18 protein-coding genes and 1 pseudogene are annotated in these 18,227 nt (G+C 41.8%); 2 read left to right on the plus strand and 17 right to left on the minus strand.

The window, feature by feature from the left end; translation table 11 throughout:
• Positions 1–3: 3 nt before the first annotated feature.
• From J1C91_RS06795 to udk, 16 genes and pseudogenes are all read right to left on the minus strand, one after another.
• A pseudogene (locus J1C91_RS06795) lies at positions 4–87 on the minus strand (nuclear transport factor 2 family protein); the annotation flags it as partial.
• 111 nt (positions 88–198) lie between these two features.
• Positions 199–1,482 carry an McrC family protein gene (locus tag J1C91_RS06800; protein ID WP_125341361.1) on the minus strand — a complete coding sequence of 428 codons (1,284 nt, stop codon included), beginning with the start codon at positions 1,480–1,482 and terminating at the stop codon, positions 199–201.
• Positions 1,466–3,139: an McrB family protein gene (locus J1C91_RS06805; RefSeq protein ID WP_185761331.1), complete on the minus strand. Its 1,674-nt coding sequence runs from the start codon at positions 3,137–3,139 to the stop codon at positions 1,466–1,468. The genes J1C91_RS06800 and J1C91_RS06805 overlap by 17 nt, the downstream gene beginning before the upstream one ends.
• Positions 3,140–3,389: 250 nt before the next feature.
• Positions 3,390–4,169 (minus strand): L-threonylcarbamoyladenylate synthase, encoded by a 780-nt coding sequence (locus tag J1C91_RS06810; protein WP_002897734.1) that lies wholly within the window; start codon positions 4,167–4,169, stop codon positions 3,390–3,392.
• Positions 4,170–4,268: 99 nt separating this feature from the next.
• A complete protein-coding gene (gene leuD / locus J1C91_RS06815) occupies positions 4,269–4,859 on the minus strand; it encodes a 3-isopropylmalate dehydratase small subunit (RefSeq protein ID WP_002909937.1) in 591 nt (196 codons plus the stop codon).
• Between the two features lie 9 nt (positions 4,860–4,868).
• The gene (gene leuC / locus J1C91_RS06820) at positions 4,869–6,251 is read right to left on the minus strand and encodes a 3-isopropylmalate dehydratase large subunit (RefSeq protein ID WP_002909939.1); all 1,383 of its coding nucleotides are present in this window, start codon (positions 6,249–6,251) and stop codon (positions 4,869–4,871) included.
• Position 6,252: 1 nt separating this feature from the next.
• Entirely contained in the window at positions 6,253–6,519 is a 267-nt protein-coding gene (locus J1C91_RS06825) for a DUF1294 domain-containing protein (RefSeq protein WP_002909941.1), read from the minus strand.
• Positions 6,516–7,553: a 3-isopropylmalate dehydrogenase gene (gene leuB, locus J1C91_RS06830; protein WP_002909942.1), complete on the minus strand. Its 1,038-nt coding sequence runs from the start codon at positions 7,551–7,553 to the stop codon at positions 6,516–6,518. Before leuB ends, J1C91_RS06825 begins: the two co-directional genes overlap by 4 nt.
• A 12-nt stretch (positions 7,554–7,565) precedes the next feature.
• Positions 7,566–9,134, minus strand: coding sequence for a 2-isopropylmalate synthase (locus J1C91_RS06835; protein WP_002909943.1), 1,569 nt, complete (start codon positions 9,132–9,134; stop codon positions 7,566–7,568).
• 522 nt (positions 9,135–9,656) lie between these two features.
• Positions 9,657–9,968 (minus strand): hypothetical protein, encoded by a 312-nt coding sequence (locus tag J1C91_RS06840; RefSeq protein WP_002909944.1) that lies wholly within the window; start codon positions 9,966–9,968, stop codon positions 9,657–9,659.
• A gap of 11 nt (positions 9,969–9,979) precedes the next feature.
• Entirely contained in the window at positions 9,980–10,294 is a 315-nt protein-coding gene (locus J1C91_RS06845) for a hypothetical protein (RefSeq protein WP_002909945.1), read from the minus strand.
• On the minus strand, positions 10,275–11,990 hold the full coding sequence (locus J1C91_RS06850) for a cutinase family protein (protein WP_032912474.1): 1,716 nt from the start codon (positions 11,988–11,990) through the stop codon (positions 10,275–10,277). The genes J1C91_RS06845 and J1C91_RS06850 overlap by 20 nt, the downstream gene beginning before the upstream one ends.
• Complete coding sequence (locus tag J1C91_RS06855; protein WP_002909948.1) at positions 11,983–12,417, minus strand: hypothetical protein; 435 nt, start codon at positions 12,415–12,417, stop codon at positions 11,983–11,985. Before J1C91_RS06855 ends, J1C91_RS06850 begins: the two co-directional genes overlap by 8 nt.
• Before the next feature lie 139 nt (positions 12,418–12,556).
• Positions 12,557–12,997: a hypothetical protein gene (locus J1C91_RS06860; RefSeq protein WP_032912475.1), complete on the minus strand. Its 441-nt coding sequence runs from the start codon at positions 12,995–12,997 to the stop codon at positions 12,557–12,559.
• 85 nt (positions 12,998–13,082) lie between these two features.
• Positions 13,083–13,751: a YoaK family protein gene (locus tag J1C91_RS06865; RefSeq protein ID WP_002909950.1), complete on the minus strand. Its 669-nt coding sequence runs from the start codon at positions 13,749–13,751 to the stop codon at positions 13,083–13,085.
• Between the two features lie 165 nt (positions 13,752–13,916).
• Positions 13,917–14,552: a uridine kinase gene (udk, locus tag J1C91_RS06870; protein WP_032907433.1), complete on the minus strand. Its 636-nt coding sequence runs from the start codon at positions 14,550–14,552 to the stop codon at positions 13,917–13,919.
• Between the two features lie 79 nt (positions 14,553–14,631).
• Between udk and J1C91_RS06875 the strand changes: the two genes are divergently transcribed.
• Both J1C91_RS06875 and J1C91_RS06880 read left to right on the plus strand, forming a co-directional pair.
• Entirely contained in the window at positions 14,632–15,642 is a 1,011-nt protein-coding gene (locus J1C91_RS06875) for a Gfo/Idh/MocA family protein (RefSeq protein ID WP_002909951.1), read from the plus strand.
• Positions 15,632–16,723: a DEAD/DEAH box helicase gene (locus J1C91_RS06880; RefSeq protein ID WP_002909952.1), complete on the plus strand. Its 1,092-nt coding sequence runs from the start codon at positions 15,632–15,634 to the stop codon at positions 16,721–16,723. The genes J1C91_RS06875 and J1C91_RS06880 overlap by 11 nt, the downstream gene beginning before the upstream one ends.
• 93 nt (positions 16,724–16,816) lie before the next feature.
• On the opposite strand, the gene J1C91_RS06885 is transcribed toward J1C91_RS06880, so the two are convergent.
• Entirely contained in the window at positions 16,817–18,214 is a 1,398-nt protein-coding gene (locus tag J1C91_RS06885; protein WP_002909953.1) for a polysaccharide deacetylase family protein, read from the minus strand.
• Positions 18,215–18,227 lie beyond the last annotated feature (13 nt).

Below are 18,227 nucleotides of genomic sequence, written 5' to 3' on the forward strand. Positions count from 1 at the left end.
ACTTTAAAACTTCCCTCTGTTCATCAAGTCTTCTACCTTAGGCATGACTTCTTTATTATCCCAATGCTCCACAATCAATCCATTATCATTCAAAACGAACGGTTCCATTGTAACACTTGTAATTTCAACTATCAAGAATTTTGTTCTATTTTGATACAACTTAAAAATAGGTATAGAAAAAAGCAGGTTCAACCTGCTTTAAAATCTAAAATTTATTGTTTCCGATTGATGTATCTGTTGAACAAAATGGTCATAACTTTCAGCTTCTTGAGGAATAAGAATGGACCACTTTTTCAAGAGCGCCCCGTAACCTGATAATTTACCTATGTCGTTATCAACAACCTTCTCCACGCTTGGGAAAATAAGACCGGCTGTTTTAGCTTCTAAAATGTATGTATAGGAAATCAGTTGATATAAATCCTCACGATTGATTCCTTTTTCAGTAAATTCTAGCTTTTTATATTTGGCATCTAGTACGATTTTTAAATCTTTATGATAGAAGTCTGGATAAATTTTTCGACCATGACTGCTAAATACAGAAATGCCATCCGTCTTTTCTTTATTTCGTGGATGGATAAAACCTTCTGGCAATAATGTCTGGACATACTCTTCCCAAAGCCAAGCAACATCAAAGAGAACACCATGTATTTTTTGCTCTTGAAGTCCTAAACCGTGCTTTTCTCTACTCAGAATCATCAAGCAGAGTTCCTGCAATTTTCTATACTCTCTGAAATAGGCGTGTCGGATGGGTTTGATTTTATTCATTCTGATAATCTTGGCACGATCAGCTAGTTTATAAGACGGAGTCACGCGGATAATTTCTGTTACATTTTCACGATTAGCATCAAACACTCCACTTCCAATTGTTTTCTGATTCTTAATATACTCAATGGTGTGTCGAATCAGCTGCATCAATGGATTATCATAAGCAAACTCTCTAGTAGTGTAGGAAATATTTCCCATAAAAGGAACATTTTTCTTAAGATGATTTCCTACATCAATCGCTCCCTTTACATGGCTATCATTATAGAAAAACCTCTGGTATTCCTTATAAATCCCTTTTCTCAAAGCCGCTTGCAGATATTTTGGAAAGAGGTAAATCAATAGTTGATAGAGTTTATCTTCGATAGATAAACCAACATCCAAGTTAGTGAGATTGATATTTAGGACCTTCTGCAATAGATAATGTAAAAAATAGTCGTTATTAGCATTTGAAAAACGAGAGGAAATCGTTAATCTTTCCTGACCGTAACCCAGAAAACCAATCACATTTCCTGTCTTAATATTCTGATTTACAGTTTCAAAAATTTTCTGGTCCTTATCCAAGTCAGATGTATTTTTCAAGTCATTTGGGAAAATAAAAATACCATCCTCTTGAGAAAGACTTTCTAAAGTTCTATCTAAAAGTACCTGACTAATTTTTGGGTAGATTTCAACAAAATCCTCTTTTTTTATAAGTTGCTGATTATCTGTTATCCGTATCGTCATTTACATCGCTTTCATTGTCACCAGTTATTGACTGATTGGTTTGCTCATTGCTTGCCTTATCAAATGCCTTTTTCAAAGTTTCCAAAGTTTCAACCTCATCATAAGAACCTCGCAAGTAGTCTTCTAGGAGCGGCTTAATATAATCAGACCAGAGCAATTCATAGTCAAAGCCTACTTCCTGCAACTTAAGGAAATAACTTGGTCCAACATGGTAATGACTATTGAGCTCTTCTACTTTTTCTATGGCAGCATTCAAGTTTCTTAGACGCATTTTCGCTTCTTCAGCTCCATCTCCAAGAGGTTCATCAAGCATTCCCAGCTGACTTTCAGCCGTGATTTCTACAAAACGGAAACGACGGCGCATGGCAAAATCAAAGGTATCCACCGAGCGGTCAATATCATTCATTGTTCCGATAATGTAGACATTTTCAGGAATATAAAACTTCTCATTAGTTTCATGTAAATTAGCATATTGGGTCGAAACCTCTCCATCCTTACCACGATAGCCCGGATCAATGGAGAAAAAAAGTTCCCCAAAAATCTTAGAAATCTCACCACGATTGATTTCATCGATGATGAAGACGAAGTTTTTAATACTTGATATTTCAGTTGCTTCTTTATAAGTTTTTAATGCAAACCTTTCTTTCAAGACTTTTAGAACTGTTTTCCCGCCACCCTTATAATATCTTTGTTTATCATAATTCTTATTTTTATATAATTCATAAACATAATGTCGAGGCAATGTCCAACCAGATGCTCCACTATCATAATTGACAGATAAATTTTGCCTGCTATTAACTGACAAGTAAGATGTCTTTGTTAAATACTCCTTCTCTTCAGTGGAATTTATAAACTCCAAATAAGATTCCCAGGCTTCCTCAAAATTATCCTGACCGCCTGTCTTTTGCGCTAATTTAGCTCTTTCGCAAAATTTCTTAAAAATTCCATCTTGTAAGCCGAAGCTAATCTGCCCATCATCACTTGGAAGCGGCCGCAATCCCTCTACAAAATCTGTATAGTCATAAGAGGGATGGAATTGAACAAAATCGATTTGTTCCTCATTTCCTCCAGTCAATTCGCTTGCAATTTGTCTAGCAAGATAGGTTTTTCCCGTACCAGGAGCGCCACGGAGGATGAGGTTTTTGGATTTTTCTAGTTTTTCTATATAATTATTTATATTTTTATTCATAACATTTTTCTCTGTATTGTTTCCATATGTATCATTTAAAATAGATTTATATAAATTAATACGCTCGGTAGATCTATCCCAATTTACAGTCTGCCTAGCTCCTTTTTTATTTTGATATCTCCACTCACCATCTGCTTTTAACCAATCAACTCCAATACAATGTCTAAATTTTTGCTTTCTATCATCATAATAATAAGTTTCTACACATCGCCCAATACCAAAAATTCTATCAAATCCAGAAGTTGCAATAATATAATCATTTACCTTTATATCATGAGCAAATTGCCAGATGAACTGATTTTGTCTAGTTCCTTGATTTAAATCTTCTGGACTTGTATAGTCTAAAAGACTTCCTAGATCTGAACTAAAATCAATGCACGCAATCTTCTCTTTTTTAAAAAGCTCCCATAAGCTTCCACCACTTCCGGCTATTATCATCCAGTAATCTACTTTATTTTCCATAAAAATCCTCCAGCTTTTTAACCTGTCCTTTAAAATCTTATATTCATTTTCTAATCCTTTGCGTTGCTGCAAAAACAATACAGATAGCGCTCTACATTATGATATAAGAATTAAAAAATCCTAATTTTAAAAGAATAATATAGCTTTTCTCTATCATAGCATAATTATAGGAAAAATAAAAGAAATTATAAAATAAAAAGCCCAGTATAAAGAGGAAATCCCCCTCTCGCACTGAGCTTCTTTTTTTATCTTAGTAATATTCACCCTGACGGTAATCCCATGAGTTGAAAGTATCGGACAGGTGCATCATGATTTTGTCGATGTCCAAGCCTTTGCGGATGACCACTGGTGCTGGTGAGATGGAACGTTGCCCACCTTGTTCTGGAATCAATTTTCCATCCTTGTCAACCATTGAGACCATAACACCTTGCTCATAGCGAGTTTCAATGGTCTTGTCTGGCTGGATAGAAGCTACATAATCATCTGCTTCAATGACTAAATCAACAGCATTTTCGATGCGCTCGCCAATTCCTTCTACCTTGCCGCGGTTTCCTTTACCGGATGGGTTGGCTGAGGAAGCATAAACCATCTTGCCTTCTTCCCAAAGCTTAGCTGCCAGCTGCTCGCCCGCCTTACCAAACTTAATAACAAAACAGCTAGTGCCACGAACATCTGTCATCAGCTCTTCCCGACCGTCGCCAAATGCCTTGAGCTTTTCAAAAGCTTCTGGCTTCCATGGTAGGATACAGCCCAAGAGGATGTCTTCATCCCAATGCTTTTGATAAAAAGCTTCAATTTCTGGATTTAGCTGAGCCAAAGCACGGAGCTCATCCATACTGCCACAGAGGACAACACCTGGCTTATTACGGTTACGAGCCTTAGCTTCGAACTTACGCTCCAAGCCAGCTTTATCGCTGGTCATGATGATGTAACCCACCTTGGTCGGGCAAACTATACAGCCGCCATCGCCTTTCAAGATGTCATAACCTTCTTGTGAAAGCTGTCCGTTCCATTGAATGTGTTTTGTCATAAGTTTCTTCCTTTTCTATTAAATTAAGATTTATTTTACCATATATTTTTATCGGAGACAAGATTTTTTCAGAATTTTCTCAATATATCAAAAATAAGGTTACTGCCAATAAGATGGACGATTTTTTTCATATTCTGTAATCAAATCCTCATACTGCAGTGTAATGCCAATGTCATCCAGACCGTTGAGGAGCTTGTGCTTCCATTCTCCATCAATGTCAAAGGAGAATTCTCCCACTGGTGAAAAAATCTTCTGCTGCTCCAAATCCACCGTCACTTGATCCGTCGGCTTCAGATTAGCCAAGGCTTGTCGCACTTCGAGCGGCTGGACGATAGGTAGCATACCGTTATTAAGCTCGTTATTATAGTGAATATCCCCGAAAGATCCAGCAATGACTACCTTGAAGCCATAGTCAGCCAAGGCCCAGGCAGCGTGCTCGCGAGAGGAACCCGCACCGAAATTGTCCCCTGTAATCAGAATAGTCGCCTTGCGGTACTCCGGTCTATTAAAGACGAAATCAGGATCTTCGGTGTACTGATTGTCCAGATAGCGCCATGCGTACATGAGATACTTACCAAAGCCTTTTTTATCAATCAACTTGAGAAACTGCTTAGGTAAAATTTGGTCCGTATCGATATTATCGTTCATGAGGGGGACTGTTGTCCCTGTGTAGATTGTAAATTTTTCCATAAAACTTCCTTACTGGACCTCCGGTAGTTGGCGGACGTCTACGAAGTGCCCGGCAATGGCTGCCGCTGCTGCCATGGCTGGACTACAAAGATGTGTCTTAGCTCCAAATCCCTGACGATCCTCAAAGTTCCGATTACTGGTCGAGGCACAGTGGACTCCGTCTGGCACCTTATCTGGATTCATTCCCAGACACATGGAACAGCCCGGATCGCGCCACTCAAAGCCTGCATCCATGAAAATTTTATCCAGTCCCATCTTTTCAGCAGCCCTCTTGACTGGACGAGAGCCTGGCACGACGATAGCTGTTAGATTGGGAGCAATGTGTTTGCCAGCGACAAACTTAGCTGCAAGCTGCAAGTCGCTGAGTCTGGCATTGGTGCAAGAGCCGATAAAGATATAACCAAGATCAATATCTTCTGCTTTCTTACCAGGGGCGAGGTCCATGTAATTATAGGCCCGCTCATCGTTCATATCACGTATTTCTGGGAAAGCCGCGCCAAACTCTACTCCCATAGAAGGATTGGTTCCCCAAGTCACCATAGGTGCCAACTGGGAAACATCAATCTCAATAACCTTATCATAGACAGCATCAGGATCACTGACCAGAGTCTTCCAATCGGCTACCGCCGCCTCAAAGTCCTTGGGAGCGCCCGGCCGTCCTTGAACGTAATCATAGGTCTTCTGGTCGGGATTCATAATGCCCATCTTGGAGCCAAACTCAATGGACATATTGCAGATGGTCATGCGCTCTTCCATGGTCAGATGGTCAATCGCATCACCAGCATACTCGACCACATGACCGACACCTGCAGCCACACCATATCGGGCAATCAGAGCGAGGATAAAGTCCTTGGAATAGACACCTTTAGGTGGCACCCCAGTAAATTTGACCAGCATTTTCTTAGGCTTGACCTGCCAAATGGTCTGCGTCGCAAAGACGTGCTCTACCTCCGAAGTACCAATTCCAAAAGCAATAGCTCCAAAAGCTCCGTGTGTGGCCGTGTGACTGTCACCGCAGACGATAAATTTGCCCGGCTGAGTCTTGCCTGTTTCCGGTCCAACCATGTGAACAATACCTTGCAACTCCGATCCGTGAGCCGCGTGTTCAATGCCAAAATCCATGACATTCTCAGAAAGTTTATCAATCTGAGCCTTGGAAATCACATCCCGAATATCATAGATATTGACCGTAGGAACATTATGGTCAAAGGTTCCAAAGGTTAAATCCGGCCGTCTAACTTTGCGCCCTGCATCTCGAAGACCTTGAAAAGCCTGAGGGCTGGTTACTTCATGAATATAATGCTGATCCACATACATAAGCTGGGGCTGGCCTTCTTCACCTGTTATCAGATGCCTTTCCCACAGCTTATCAAAAATCGATTTTCCAGCCATACTAGCTTCTCCATATGTAATATAAAATTCCAATTTCCACTATTATTCCGCAAATCCAAGCCAACCAGAAATACCATTTTCTGGTCTTGTGGTGAAAGAGGCGACCGCCTAATAAAGCGCCCAAACCTGCGGCTGCCAAAGCTGACAGCAGCAAAGTCTTCTCTGGAATGCGGTAGTGATTTTTCTTAGCCTTACGCTTATCCCAGCCATAAAGCAGGAAAACGATAAGGTTCCAAAGCAGGCAAATACCTGTTAATATCCATTTCATAAATTATTAATAATTGACTCCGTCATTTGAGTTGTTGTCGCCTGACCGCCCAGATCTCGGGTTAAAATCCCTTGAGCCAAAGTCTTCTCCACTGCTGCTTCAATAGCTTCTGCAGCTTCAACCTCTGCAAAACTATCCCGCAGCATCATGGATACAGAAAGTATCATGCTGATAGGGTTGGCAATGCCCTGCCCCGCAATATCTGGAGCCGAACCATGGATGGGCTCGTAAAGACTTGGTCCAGATGCCGAATGACTGGCCGATGGCATAACTCCCAGCGTCCCTGACAAGACACTGGACTCGTCGGATAGAATATCTCCAAAAAGATTTTCCGTTACCACAACATCAAACTTAGCAGGATTGGTAATCATGAGCATCGCAGCGCTGTCCACCAGCTGGTGCTCCAAGGTCACATCTGGATAATCCTTGGCCACCTCATTTGCTACTCTGCGCCAGAGTTTAGATGTCGCTAGCACATTTTGCTTGTCAATACTGGTCACGCGCTTTCTGCGACCACGCGCAATGTCAAAGGCTTTACGGACAATTCGCTCCACCTCTTCATAACTGTAGTCGTTAATATCACGCGCAGATCTGTCCTCCAAAATATGCTCACCAAAGTAAATCCCACCAGTCAGCTCACGCACGACCACGAAGTCCACGCCAGCAATTCTTTCAGCCTTCAAAGGCGACAAATGCTTCAAAGAATCGAAAATCTTAACTGGGCGGATATTGGCATAGAGTTCAAGCTCCTTGCGCAGAGCGAGCAAGCCTTGCTCTGGCCGAATCAGAGCATTATCATACTGGGGACTGCCGATAGCTGCTAGGAGAATAGCATCCGCCTCCTTGGCCGCTTCTAGAGTTGACTGAGGGAGAGGATGACCTTCCGCATCAATACCAGCACCCCCAAAAGCTTTCTCCGTGATATGATAAGTAAAACCGAACTTGCCCGCAACAGCAGCCAGTACTTGGAGACCGGCTTCCATGATTTCTGGGCCAATACCATCACCTGCCAGAGCTACAATTTCTTTTGTCATAGTCGCTTCCTTCTAATTATTTGTAGGCAGATCGCGATAAGATACCTGATGGCCGATTTCACCAGCATTTTCCTTTTGCACAAAGGTGTTGGCATGGATATAGGCAATGGCGCTGGCCTTAAGAACATCAAAGTCAATACCAGAGGAGTTGAAAATTGTATCTGTATCCGTATTTTCAACAGCTACCAAGACGCGAGCCTGAGAGTCAATACCATCCGTTACCGCTTCAATGTTATAAGACAAAAGTTGGACAGATTGGTTAAAGAATTGGTCAATGGCATTAAAGATAGCTTCAACACTTCCTTTACCTTCTGCCACACAGCTGACCGTCTCTCCGTCGCCATTAACCAGCTGCACATCTGCTGTGATGGTATGGTCATCATTGGTCGTCAGCTGCAGATCATCAAAGTGGAAGCCTTCAGGATTTTCGACCGTCGTTCCAGCAATCAGAGCCCGAATATCAGCATCCGTGACTTCATTTTTCTTATCAGCCAAGACCTTAAACTTAGCAAAGAGATCATTGATTTCAGATTCCGCAAAGTCCAGAGCCAGTTCTTTGAGTTTTTCGACAAAGGCATGGCGGCCAGACAGTTTGCCAAGCGGCAGTGAATTGCTCTTGACTCCAACCAACTCTGGTGTGATGATTTCATAGGTCAGTGGATTCTTAAGAACACCATCCTGATGGATACCGGACTCATGAGAGAAGGCATTGCCGCCAACAACCGCCTTGTTCTTAGGCACTGGAATACCAGAGAAGCGGGATACCAGCTCAGAAGTGTTGATGGTTTCATTAAGGACAATGTCTGTCTCAACTTGGTAATAGTCCTGACGAATCTCTAAGGCAACTGCTACTTCTTCCAATGCTACATTTCCAGCCCGCTCACCGATTCCATTGATAGTTCCCTGAACACGACCAGCACCGTGCTTGATAGCTGTCAAACTATTAGCCGTTGCCATACCAAGGTCATCATGGCAATGAACACCAAATACCACCTTATGATCAGAAGTCACATTTGCCACTAGGTAGTCGAAAATATTTGCAAACTCTTCTGGCGTGGTAAAGCCGACTGTATCTGGAATATTGATATAAGACGCACCTGCATCAACCGCTGTTTGTACCACCTGAAAAAGGAAATCCAGCTCTGTTCGTGTCGCATCCTCTGGTGAAAACTCGACTATATCGAACTTGGAGCGCGCGTAGGAGACATGCTCTTTCACAGCTTCTAAAATCTCTTCCTTGGACTTTTTCAGCTTGAACTCTCTGTGAATAGGACTGGTCGCAATGAAGACATGAATCTGTGGATGCTTAGCATCCTTGAGCGCTTCATAGCAGGCATCAATATCGGACTTGACCGAACGCGCTAGCCCAGTAACAGAAGCTTTTGTGATGGCTTTAGCAATCTCCTGCACCGCCGCAAAAGAATCTGGACTCGCAGCAGGAAAACCGGCTTCAATGACTGAAATACCCCACTTCTCTAACTGCTTGGCAATAGCCACCTTCTCCTTGATAGAGAAATTCACTCCTGGTGTCTGCTCGCCATCCCGGAGGCTGGTATCAAAAAACTCAACTTTGCGTGTCATAGACAACTCCTTTTCTAAGATACATAGACCATTTAGGAAAAATCTTCCCCAACTTCTAGGTCGTGTTCAATGACTGAGACGGTATGAGACAAATTGATTTCAGAAAAATCAAGATGCATTCCCACTCCCGTCGCTCCTTTAGAAACCATTTCTTCCTCATCAGAATTTGAGGTAAGATAGGTGAAATAAAAAACATCTCACTTGAGGAACAAGCGAGATGTTAATTTACTCCCGCTTGGTAAGCCAAACAGGACTAATGCTTTTGCACTAGCCCGAGTAACGCAACAACAAAGGAAAGTTTGAAGATTGAGTTGACCTCATGTTTGACTAACTCCTTTTTGAGATGGTTTCTTATTGTTTAGTATTTTAACACAGTATCATAAACCTGTCAAGAAAAAGTCTATATTTTCTGAAAATTTTTAATATGCTGGATTATTTTTTGGGGATTTAAAACTGTAAATACGAGAAAAAAGAAGTAAGGCAAGTCTCACTTCTTCTTTTTTTCAGCAATCGTAACATAGTTTATTCACTCACTTCATCCAGCTTATTCTGAAAGCGTCTGTTCTCCTGATAGCGAGCTTCTAGAACATCGTCTATGCGCTTTTTGTATTGCTGATGGTATTGATCCAGATTATCCTCTATTTGAAAAATATAAGGTTGAGCTGCTGTCAAAGGAACCTCTCTACATGCATAAGAAATCGCCTCTAAAAGTTTGTTCGTCTCCCTATCAAACTTATGATAGTATGTATCTAAGTCTGTCTCTACTCGGTCTAACTCACGCAGTTTTAGTGCATGTTCATCTTCCAATTCTCGACGCTTCTTTTTATCCAGCATTACCTCTCCTCCTATCCCTTGATTGGACTATCCAAAGAAGGCATCTGCATCGTCTGAGTTAGATGAGTTTCAGCAGCTTGCGCTGCCTTCCCTTCAAATCCACCCTTTATATTTTTAACATAGTTAGTAGAAGCATAATTTTTCATATCCAAAGCCGCCTCCTGTAGCTGAGTTGCTAACTCCGCTCCTTTAGCAAGAATAAGCTGCTCTTTGGCCGCTATCAAAGCCTTGATAGCTTGCCGCTCCTGCTCTTTCATCTTTTCTTTAAACTGTTTTGCCAACTCCACTTTAGTTATGAGGGCATCATCATTTACTATCAGCACCATTCTTACCCCTCCATGTTCCTTTCACATCTGCTAAGAGATTATTGAAATCCTCAGCTTGCTGAGTATCGACTGCTGCAAAATCTCCACTAGCTCTAACCAAAGTCATTCCCAACTGTTCAATCTCTGTCATAAAGCCTTTTGCAGATGTCTCTGTGCTGCTTTCAATCGTATCATCCCAAAAACGAGAAACATTAAAATCAGCCAATAAACTCGCTACCTCTGTACCACTCAGATAGGTCACCATTCCCATCGCCTCTGTACTCGTATCCTTTACTGTATTTTGGACAAATTCTTTGGCATCCGACAATAAGGTTTGAACATGCTTAACTTTATCTTCCATTTCAAAGATAGCCAGCTGTGCTGCAGTCTGAAGGAGACGAGCACGAACCAAAATTCTATCTTCTCCTGTAAGATTGCCATTTCCCAACTGTTCCTGATAGCGAGTAATAGCTTCACGATCCCAAGCCATAGATTCCAAGCGAGCAACCCTAATAATTTCCTTGTATTCTGTCTCAAATTGATGATAGAAGGCATACCCCAAAACAGCCCTATCAGGAAGATCTCCTTTCATTAGAGAATTGAATATATTTGAAGCGGTTTCTTCATCAACTCCCAGTTTTCGAAGAGCATCCAGAGTTTTAGCAATTAGACGAGCTAGCTTTTCACCCGCTCTCAGCAGTTCTGGATGATAATCAGCAGAAGCGGTCAAAAAAGAACCTTTACCGTCTCCCTGAAAAACACCAAAATCATGGGCACTCTCCGAATCGAAACTCTGGGTATAGTATAAGGGAACCACAATATTAACTTTACCAACTGGTCCACCTTCACCTCTTACATGATATTGCTCACCGTCCTCAGGTAAATGAGCAATTGTATATTCTCGATTAAGCATACTCACCATGTCAAAGGGATTGACATAATATTCAATTTTTTTACCTATGGCTTTGATTTGATCTGGAGTTAATCCCATTTTTAAAAGGCTTTTGGTAGTATCCGGACCATCAAAGAGGACCACTCTTCCAATCTTATCTAAATCATTACTGCTCAATCCAGCTATTCCTTGAACCGTCACCATGGTCCCTAGCGAATGTGCTGAAAGATCCATTGTTGCATTAGGCGCTTTCTCTCTCATTTCTTGGATACGAGTTTTCATGGCCTCGGTTGCCAAAGGAGCTTGTGGAATATGGATGTGATTAAACGCAAACTGAGCGTCATTATCTATCCAATCATTCAAATTTAGTGCTTTGATGCCCCGCTCAAGTATCTTATCTAAGTTAAAACCATCGCTACCTCGAATAGCCATATAAGTTTTCTTGGTATCTTTTCCCAACGTCGGCGTATCCGTTAAAAAATAAGAATTAAAGCCCGCTTTTTCGTCAGTCATTAACCCCTTTTGATAGCTGTCTACAATACGTGGCTCACGTCTCATACCGTTCGTATCAGGTACTGGTACGGTGGTAATTTTATTGACATCGTGCAAATCAGAATCAGGTTGTAAATAGACCCTGCCATCATAAGGAAGATTCTTACCTCCAGGGGTGATTTCTTCATCATAAATTACTTCTTTTGAGAAATCAAATACTTTTACTTTGGTTGAGTTATTTTTAGGTGGAAAATTATTAGGACGACCAGTATAAGCCGACTGCGCTAAATCTCCATAAAAATTATCAAAAGTTTTTAAATTACTATTACTCATAAATATCCCATACATTGCCTTTCAAGACTCTTATCGGTTGCATTTCAGAAATTCTCTTAATATCAGGAATACTGTTTCTATTATGTTCTAGCGGGAAACCCAGAGTAAATTCAGAATCTTCAATATTATTAATTCTTCCGCTTAAAGTTAGTATATTCCCCCCACCTTGAGGAGTTCCGTTACCTATATCCTCAATTGTCAAACTACCCCAGTCAAACTGAACACTTTTAACTTTAGGATTTCTGGATTTAACAAATTCAGCCATTTCTTCTTCATGCTTTTTTAAATAAGCTAGCTGTTTCTCTTTTGGACTTCTCAAATCGAAAGTCTCATCTGTGAATAAACTTTTGTTTTGAACTGTCATAATTGTCCCTCCTATGACTAGAGTGGTTGCTATCGCAAGAATAGCTAATCTATTTTTTTTCATTATTTATCCTCCAAAGTAAAGAGAAGTTACTATTATTATATCATGAATACATTAAAAAATAATTTTGAAAAGTATTCCGTAAAATATGAAATTTACAAACTGCGCTAAATTTGCGTAGAAATTATGAAAGTTTTTTAAATTACTCTTCGCCAAATCCTCTTCCTCCTACACGAAGCGGACTCCCACTTCCAATTCCTTCAATAAAATCTTCTTTATTGTTCTTTCCATCTTTTATGTAAACCAAAACACTCCAACTTGAATCTTTGATATGATTAAAACCACCAAAAACTCGAATAACATTACCTCCACCCTGCGGTGTTCCATTTCCTATTTCTTCCCAACGTGTTTCTTCCCAAGCAATTTGAACAGACTCCACTTTAGGATTTAAAGACTTCACAAAATCTTCTATTTCTTTTTTATGCTCCTTCAAATAAGCTAGTTGTTTCTCTCTTGGACTTCTTAAATCGAAAATTCCATCTGTGAATAAACTTTTGTTTTGAACTGTCAGAATCGTCCCTCCTACGACCATAGAAGTGGTTAGCGCTACGATTGATAGAGTCGCTATTTTGCTTTTTTTCATCATTTTCTCTTATATTTCTACTTCTTTCTATAATTTCACAATATCACTTCTTAAGGCACTTCGTTTCTAAGAAGAATATACATCCTCATCTCCTCATATACTGAACGCCTCGGAAAAGGAGAAAGGCTGTTAGAATCAGAGAAACAAGCCAGATGGTCTTCAGAAGGTAAAATTGAATCAGATAGGTAGAGATGATGGCTCCAACTACAAAGCTTGCCAATAGGGCTACAAAGAAAAGGCCTTCTTGTAAATCTTTCCCTTTCTTGTTTCGAGCATAGTTGCCAAAAGCTACCATGGTTTTCTTGATATTCCCCGTCATAAAGGAGTTGTTATAGACAATGCCATCCACCTCGCCAAAAGCCGTCGCAACCAGTCCCATGCAGAAAGCCAGTGGCGGCACAATATAGAGATGGGGCACATTTGCTGGCAAAAATCCAGCGACAGCTGTCGTCAATATTAAAGGAAAAACACTGGACAGCCTGCGCCAAGAATGCTCAAAATGATGCTGAAAATCGGTCATCAAAAAAATCCCCAGCATAAAAGCCAACATAGTCGCTAATTTAACTTCGATTCCTCTTGTCTCCTGATTGATGAGTTCAACCGAAAGGAAAACGACGTTTCCCGTCTGACCTGCCACCAAGGTTCCCCCCCTCTCAATGAAGGTATAGGCGTCGATAAATCCTGCACAAAAGGTCAAGAGGCAGGCAAAAAATTTTGAACGAGAGTGAAACTCTCTTTTTACAAATTGTTTCATAAATCACCTACAAAATAAGGGAGTGACCAGACTCCGAAAATCATAGATTTCAGTCCGTCCACTTCCCCTTGCTAGATTACATTTCAAAAATCTTGCAGCTACTGCTTTTTACCAGATTTACAGCTATTTATTTCCTCAAACGACTAATCTAGAAAGCTGCTTTTCCTAGCCTTCTCTGGCTTCCTTAAGGATTTTTTCAATCTTGGTCGTAATCAGGTCAATAGCCACCTTGTTAGAAGCTCCCTCTGGAATGATGACATCCGCATAGCGCTTGGTCGGCTCGATAAACTGATGGTACATAGGCTTAACGACACCCAAATACTGCTCAATAACACTATCCAAACTACGGCCGCGTTCTTCCATGTCCCGCTTAATCCGACGAATAATCCGAACATCATCATCTGTGTCCACAAAGATCTTAATGTCCATCAAATCACGCAGACGCTGATCCTCTAAGACCAAAATCCCCTCAACGATAAAGACATCCTGAGGATCCTGACGATAGGTCTTTTTACTGCGGGTATGCTCCGTATAATCATAAGTGGGAATATCCACTGGCCGACCAGCCAAGAGCTCCTTAATCTGCTCAATCATCAGGTCCGTGTCAAAGGCAAAAGGATGGTCATAGTTGGTCTTCACCCGCTCCTCAAAAGTCAGATGCGTCTGATCCTTATAGTAGGAGTCATGCTCAATCATGGCAATATTTTCGTTTGGAAAATTAGCCAAAATTGCTCGAGAAACACTGGTCTTTCCGCCTCCTGAACCACCAGTCACACCAATAATAATAGGTCTATTTTGCATTATAAGCTCCATCTCTTGTTATCTTATCTATTTTACCGCAATTCATGTTATAATGAAAGAGCTAAAATAAAAAAAGTACATGCTTAAAAATAGAAAAAAGGAGGTTTTTATGCTCAAACTTGGAATCATCGGAACAGGTTCTATTTCTCATGAGTTCATCAAGGCTGCTCACTCAACAGGCGACTATCAGCTGGCAGCTGTCTACTCTCGGACTTTAACTTCTGCTGAGCGCTTTGTGCAAAACTATGAAAATACAGCCGTCTTTACTGAAATGCTAGACTTTCTGTCGTCTGATATCGATGTTGTTTATATCGCCAGTCCCAACAGCCTGCATTTCAATCATGCCAAGGTAGCTATTTTGGCTCGTAAACACGTCATTGTCGAAAAGCCTGCGGTTTCTCGTCCCAAAGAATGGCGGGAATTGATCAAGCTGGCTGACGAGCACCAAGTCTATCTCTTTGAAGCTGCCCGCAACTATCATGAGCAGGCCTTTGATACAATCAGTGATTTTCTCAAGGACAAGACTGTCTTGGGAGCCAACTTCACCTATGCCAAGTATTCTTCAAAAATGCAAGCTCTGCTTGCAGGAGAGCAGCCCAATGTTTTCTCAGCTAAGTTTTCTGGCGGCGCTTTGATGGATCTGGGTGTCTATCCTATCTATGCGGCTATCAGACTTTTCGGCCATCCTCGCTTCGCTCGCTACAGCGCTCAGCAGCTAGCCAATACGATTGATTTAAATGGCGCCGGCTGTCTCATCTATCCAGATTTTCAAGTTCAGATTCAGGCCGGTAAAAATATAAACAGCAATCTGCCTGCAGAGATTTACACCGATCAAGGAACTCTGACTTTAGATGGGATTGAATTTATCAGCTCTGCTATTTTCCAAAGTCTGAACGGGCAAGAGGAGATACTGCCTATCAAGCGTGCTTCCCACACCATGCTGGAAGAAGCTCAAGCTTTCGTGCGAGTGCTCAAGGGCGGACAGGATGCGGATTATGAGAAATGGTTGAATGCGGCAGCGGCTGTTCATGAAAGCTTATTTGCCATGCGCAAGGACGCTGGCATTAGATTTGAGGTTGATGATGATTAAGGAACAATTTCCCCCGAGCTGGCAAAATCAGCTGGCTCAGCTAGGCTTTGAAGATTTGACAGCTATTCAGGAGAAGATGTTTGAGCCTATTTCTGCAGGCGATACGGTGCTGGGAATCAGTCCGACTGGTACTGGTAAAACTCTGGCCTATCTCTTTCCCAGTCTGCTCAAACTGACACCTAAAAAAGCCCAACAACTCTTGATTTTAGCTCCTAATACTGAGTTGGCTGGACAAATTTTTGAGGTCTGCAAGACTTGGGCGGAGCCTTTAGGGCTGACAGCCCAGCTCCTGCTCTCTGGCTCCAGCCAGAAGCGACAGATTGAGCGCCTTAAGAAAGGTCCGGAGATTATCATCGGAACGCCTGGGCGAATTTTCGAGTTGGTCAAGCTCAAGAAAATCAAGATGATGAATGTCGAAACCATCATTTTGGATGAGTTTGACCAGCTGCTCAGTGATTCTCAGTATCACTTTGTAGATAAAATCACCCACTATGCGCCTCGTAACCACCAGCTGATATATATGAGCGCCACCGCTAAGTTCGACCACGATAAGATTGCTGAAAATACTCTAGAAATCAGTATTGACGACCAAGTTTTGGACAATATTCAGCACTTTTACATGCAAGTCGAAAAACGTGATAAGGTGGACTTGCTCCGTAAGTTATCAAATGTTGAAGAATTCCGTGGACTGGTCTTTTTCAACGCACTGTCAGACCTAGGAAGTGCTGAGGAAAAACTCCAGTATCGTGAATCCAACGTGGTTTCTCTAGCCAGCGATGTCAACGTTAAGTTCCGCAAGGTGATTCTGGACAAGTTCAAAGAACACCAGATTACTCTCTTGCTGGCCACTGACTTGGTTGCTCGCGGCATTGATATTGATTCGCTAGAATGTGTTGTCAATTATGAACTTCCGCGCGATTTAGAAACCTATACCCATCGCTCTGGCCGAACCGGCCGTATGGGCAAGGAAGGCTATGTCATTACCTTTATCAGCCATCCAGAAGAACTGAAGACATTAAAAAAATACGTCGCCGTCCGAGAAATTGTATTAAAAAATCAAGAACTTTATGTAACAAGTTAAACTAAAAAGCTTTGGAAATCTCATGTTTCCAAAGCTTTTTGCTTTTACTCATTACCAACAACGATTTCAAAAAATCTAACCCCAAGGACTGGATTAGTCTCTGCCGTAATAAATACGATGGGGCTCCAGCTGACCTTCCAGCAGCTCATCGACCGTGACCAGAGTATATCCGTTACTCTTCAGATACTCGAGGACACTTGGCAGAGCGTCAATACTGGTCTGGTGAATATCATGCATGAGGATAATCGAACCTGGCTGGGTTTTAGCAATCTCTTGCATAATAGCTTTAGTATTGCGTGTCTTCCAGTCTAGGCTGTCCACATTCCACATGATAAAGGACTGGTCAACCGAATTTTGGATTGTAGCATTAATAGCTCCATAAGGGGGCCGCGTAATCGTTGGCTTGATGCCTATGACATTGTTAATAGCGGTCTGGGTATCAAGGATTTCTTTTTGGGCTGTCTCCAGAGGAAGTTTAGTTAAGACTGGATGGTCCCATGTATGAATCCCAATCTGATGACCTTCATTGTGCACGCGCTTGACAATCGCTTCATTACCAGCAACGTTTTGCCCAACCATAAAGAAGGTCGCCTTGGCACCATATTTCTTGAGGATATCCAGAGCCTGCGGTGTTGTCTTAGGATCTGGACCGTCATCAAAGGTCAGAGCAACCATCTTCACATGCTTCTTAGCCTCGAAACTCTTATAAGCTGTCAAGTCATCGCCAGTCAGATAGTCCGCATTGATCTGGTCATAAAAGCTAGACAAAGGAATGTCAATGCTGGTTAAGCCTTGCACTTCCTTACTCAGCTTAATAGAAAAATGGCTGTACTCATAACGGAAGGACCACTGACCCAACTCCGTTCCATTGAGGGTGTTAAGAATTTCCGTCTGCACCGCCTCATCAGCCTGTCTAAAGGTCAGCTGGCTGGATATCTCGTTGATGAAGATTTCCTTAGCTGCATCGGGATCCTGAAAGAGCTTATCCAGAGTGAAAGGGCTGCCGTCTGCACCGAGATAGCTGTCAGCAACTTCCCGCTCTTCTCCTTTACTGATTTTCATCTCTTTGACATGATAGTCCTTGCGATGCACCAGTACTTCTTTGACATCCTTCAGGCTCGTTTCTTTTTCCTCAGCATAGTAGAAGCTCAATTCCTCAATCTTATCGCCCTTCTTCTGATTATCCTTAATCGTCTGGCTATCTGCGTCCATCTGCTCCTTGACACTTGCCATAACTTGACCGTCCAGCAGAGGATAAAAGGCCTCTACATAGTGGCTGCCAATCATCTTGCTCTGCTTTTCAGTTTTTTCCGCGTGGTAGGTCTCTTCTTGGGCAATCAGCACACTAACCTTCTCTTGCAGTTCTTTTTCCTGGAAAATAGCGTAAATCTTTACAGCACCCAGAACTAAAGCAGCAATAAAAGCTAAACCTAGCAAGCTGAGAACAATGAATGTTTTCTTACCGTGTTTCTTGTTATTTTGTCTTTTCATACACCTGTCCTAA

Origin of the sequence: Streptococcus sanguinis (assembly GCF_050222175.1) — a bacterium.
Lineage (GTDB): Bacteria > Bacillota > Bacilli > Lactobacillales > Streptococcaceae > Streptococcus > Streptococcus sanguinis_M.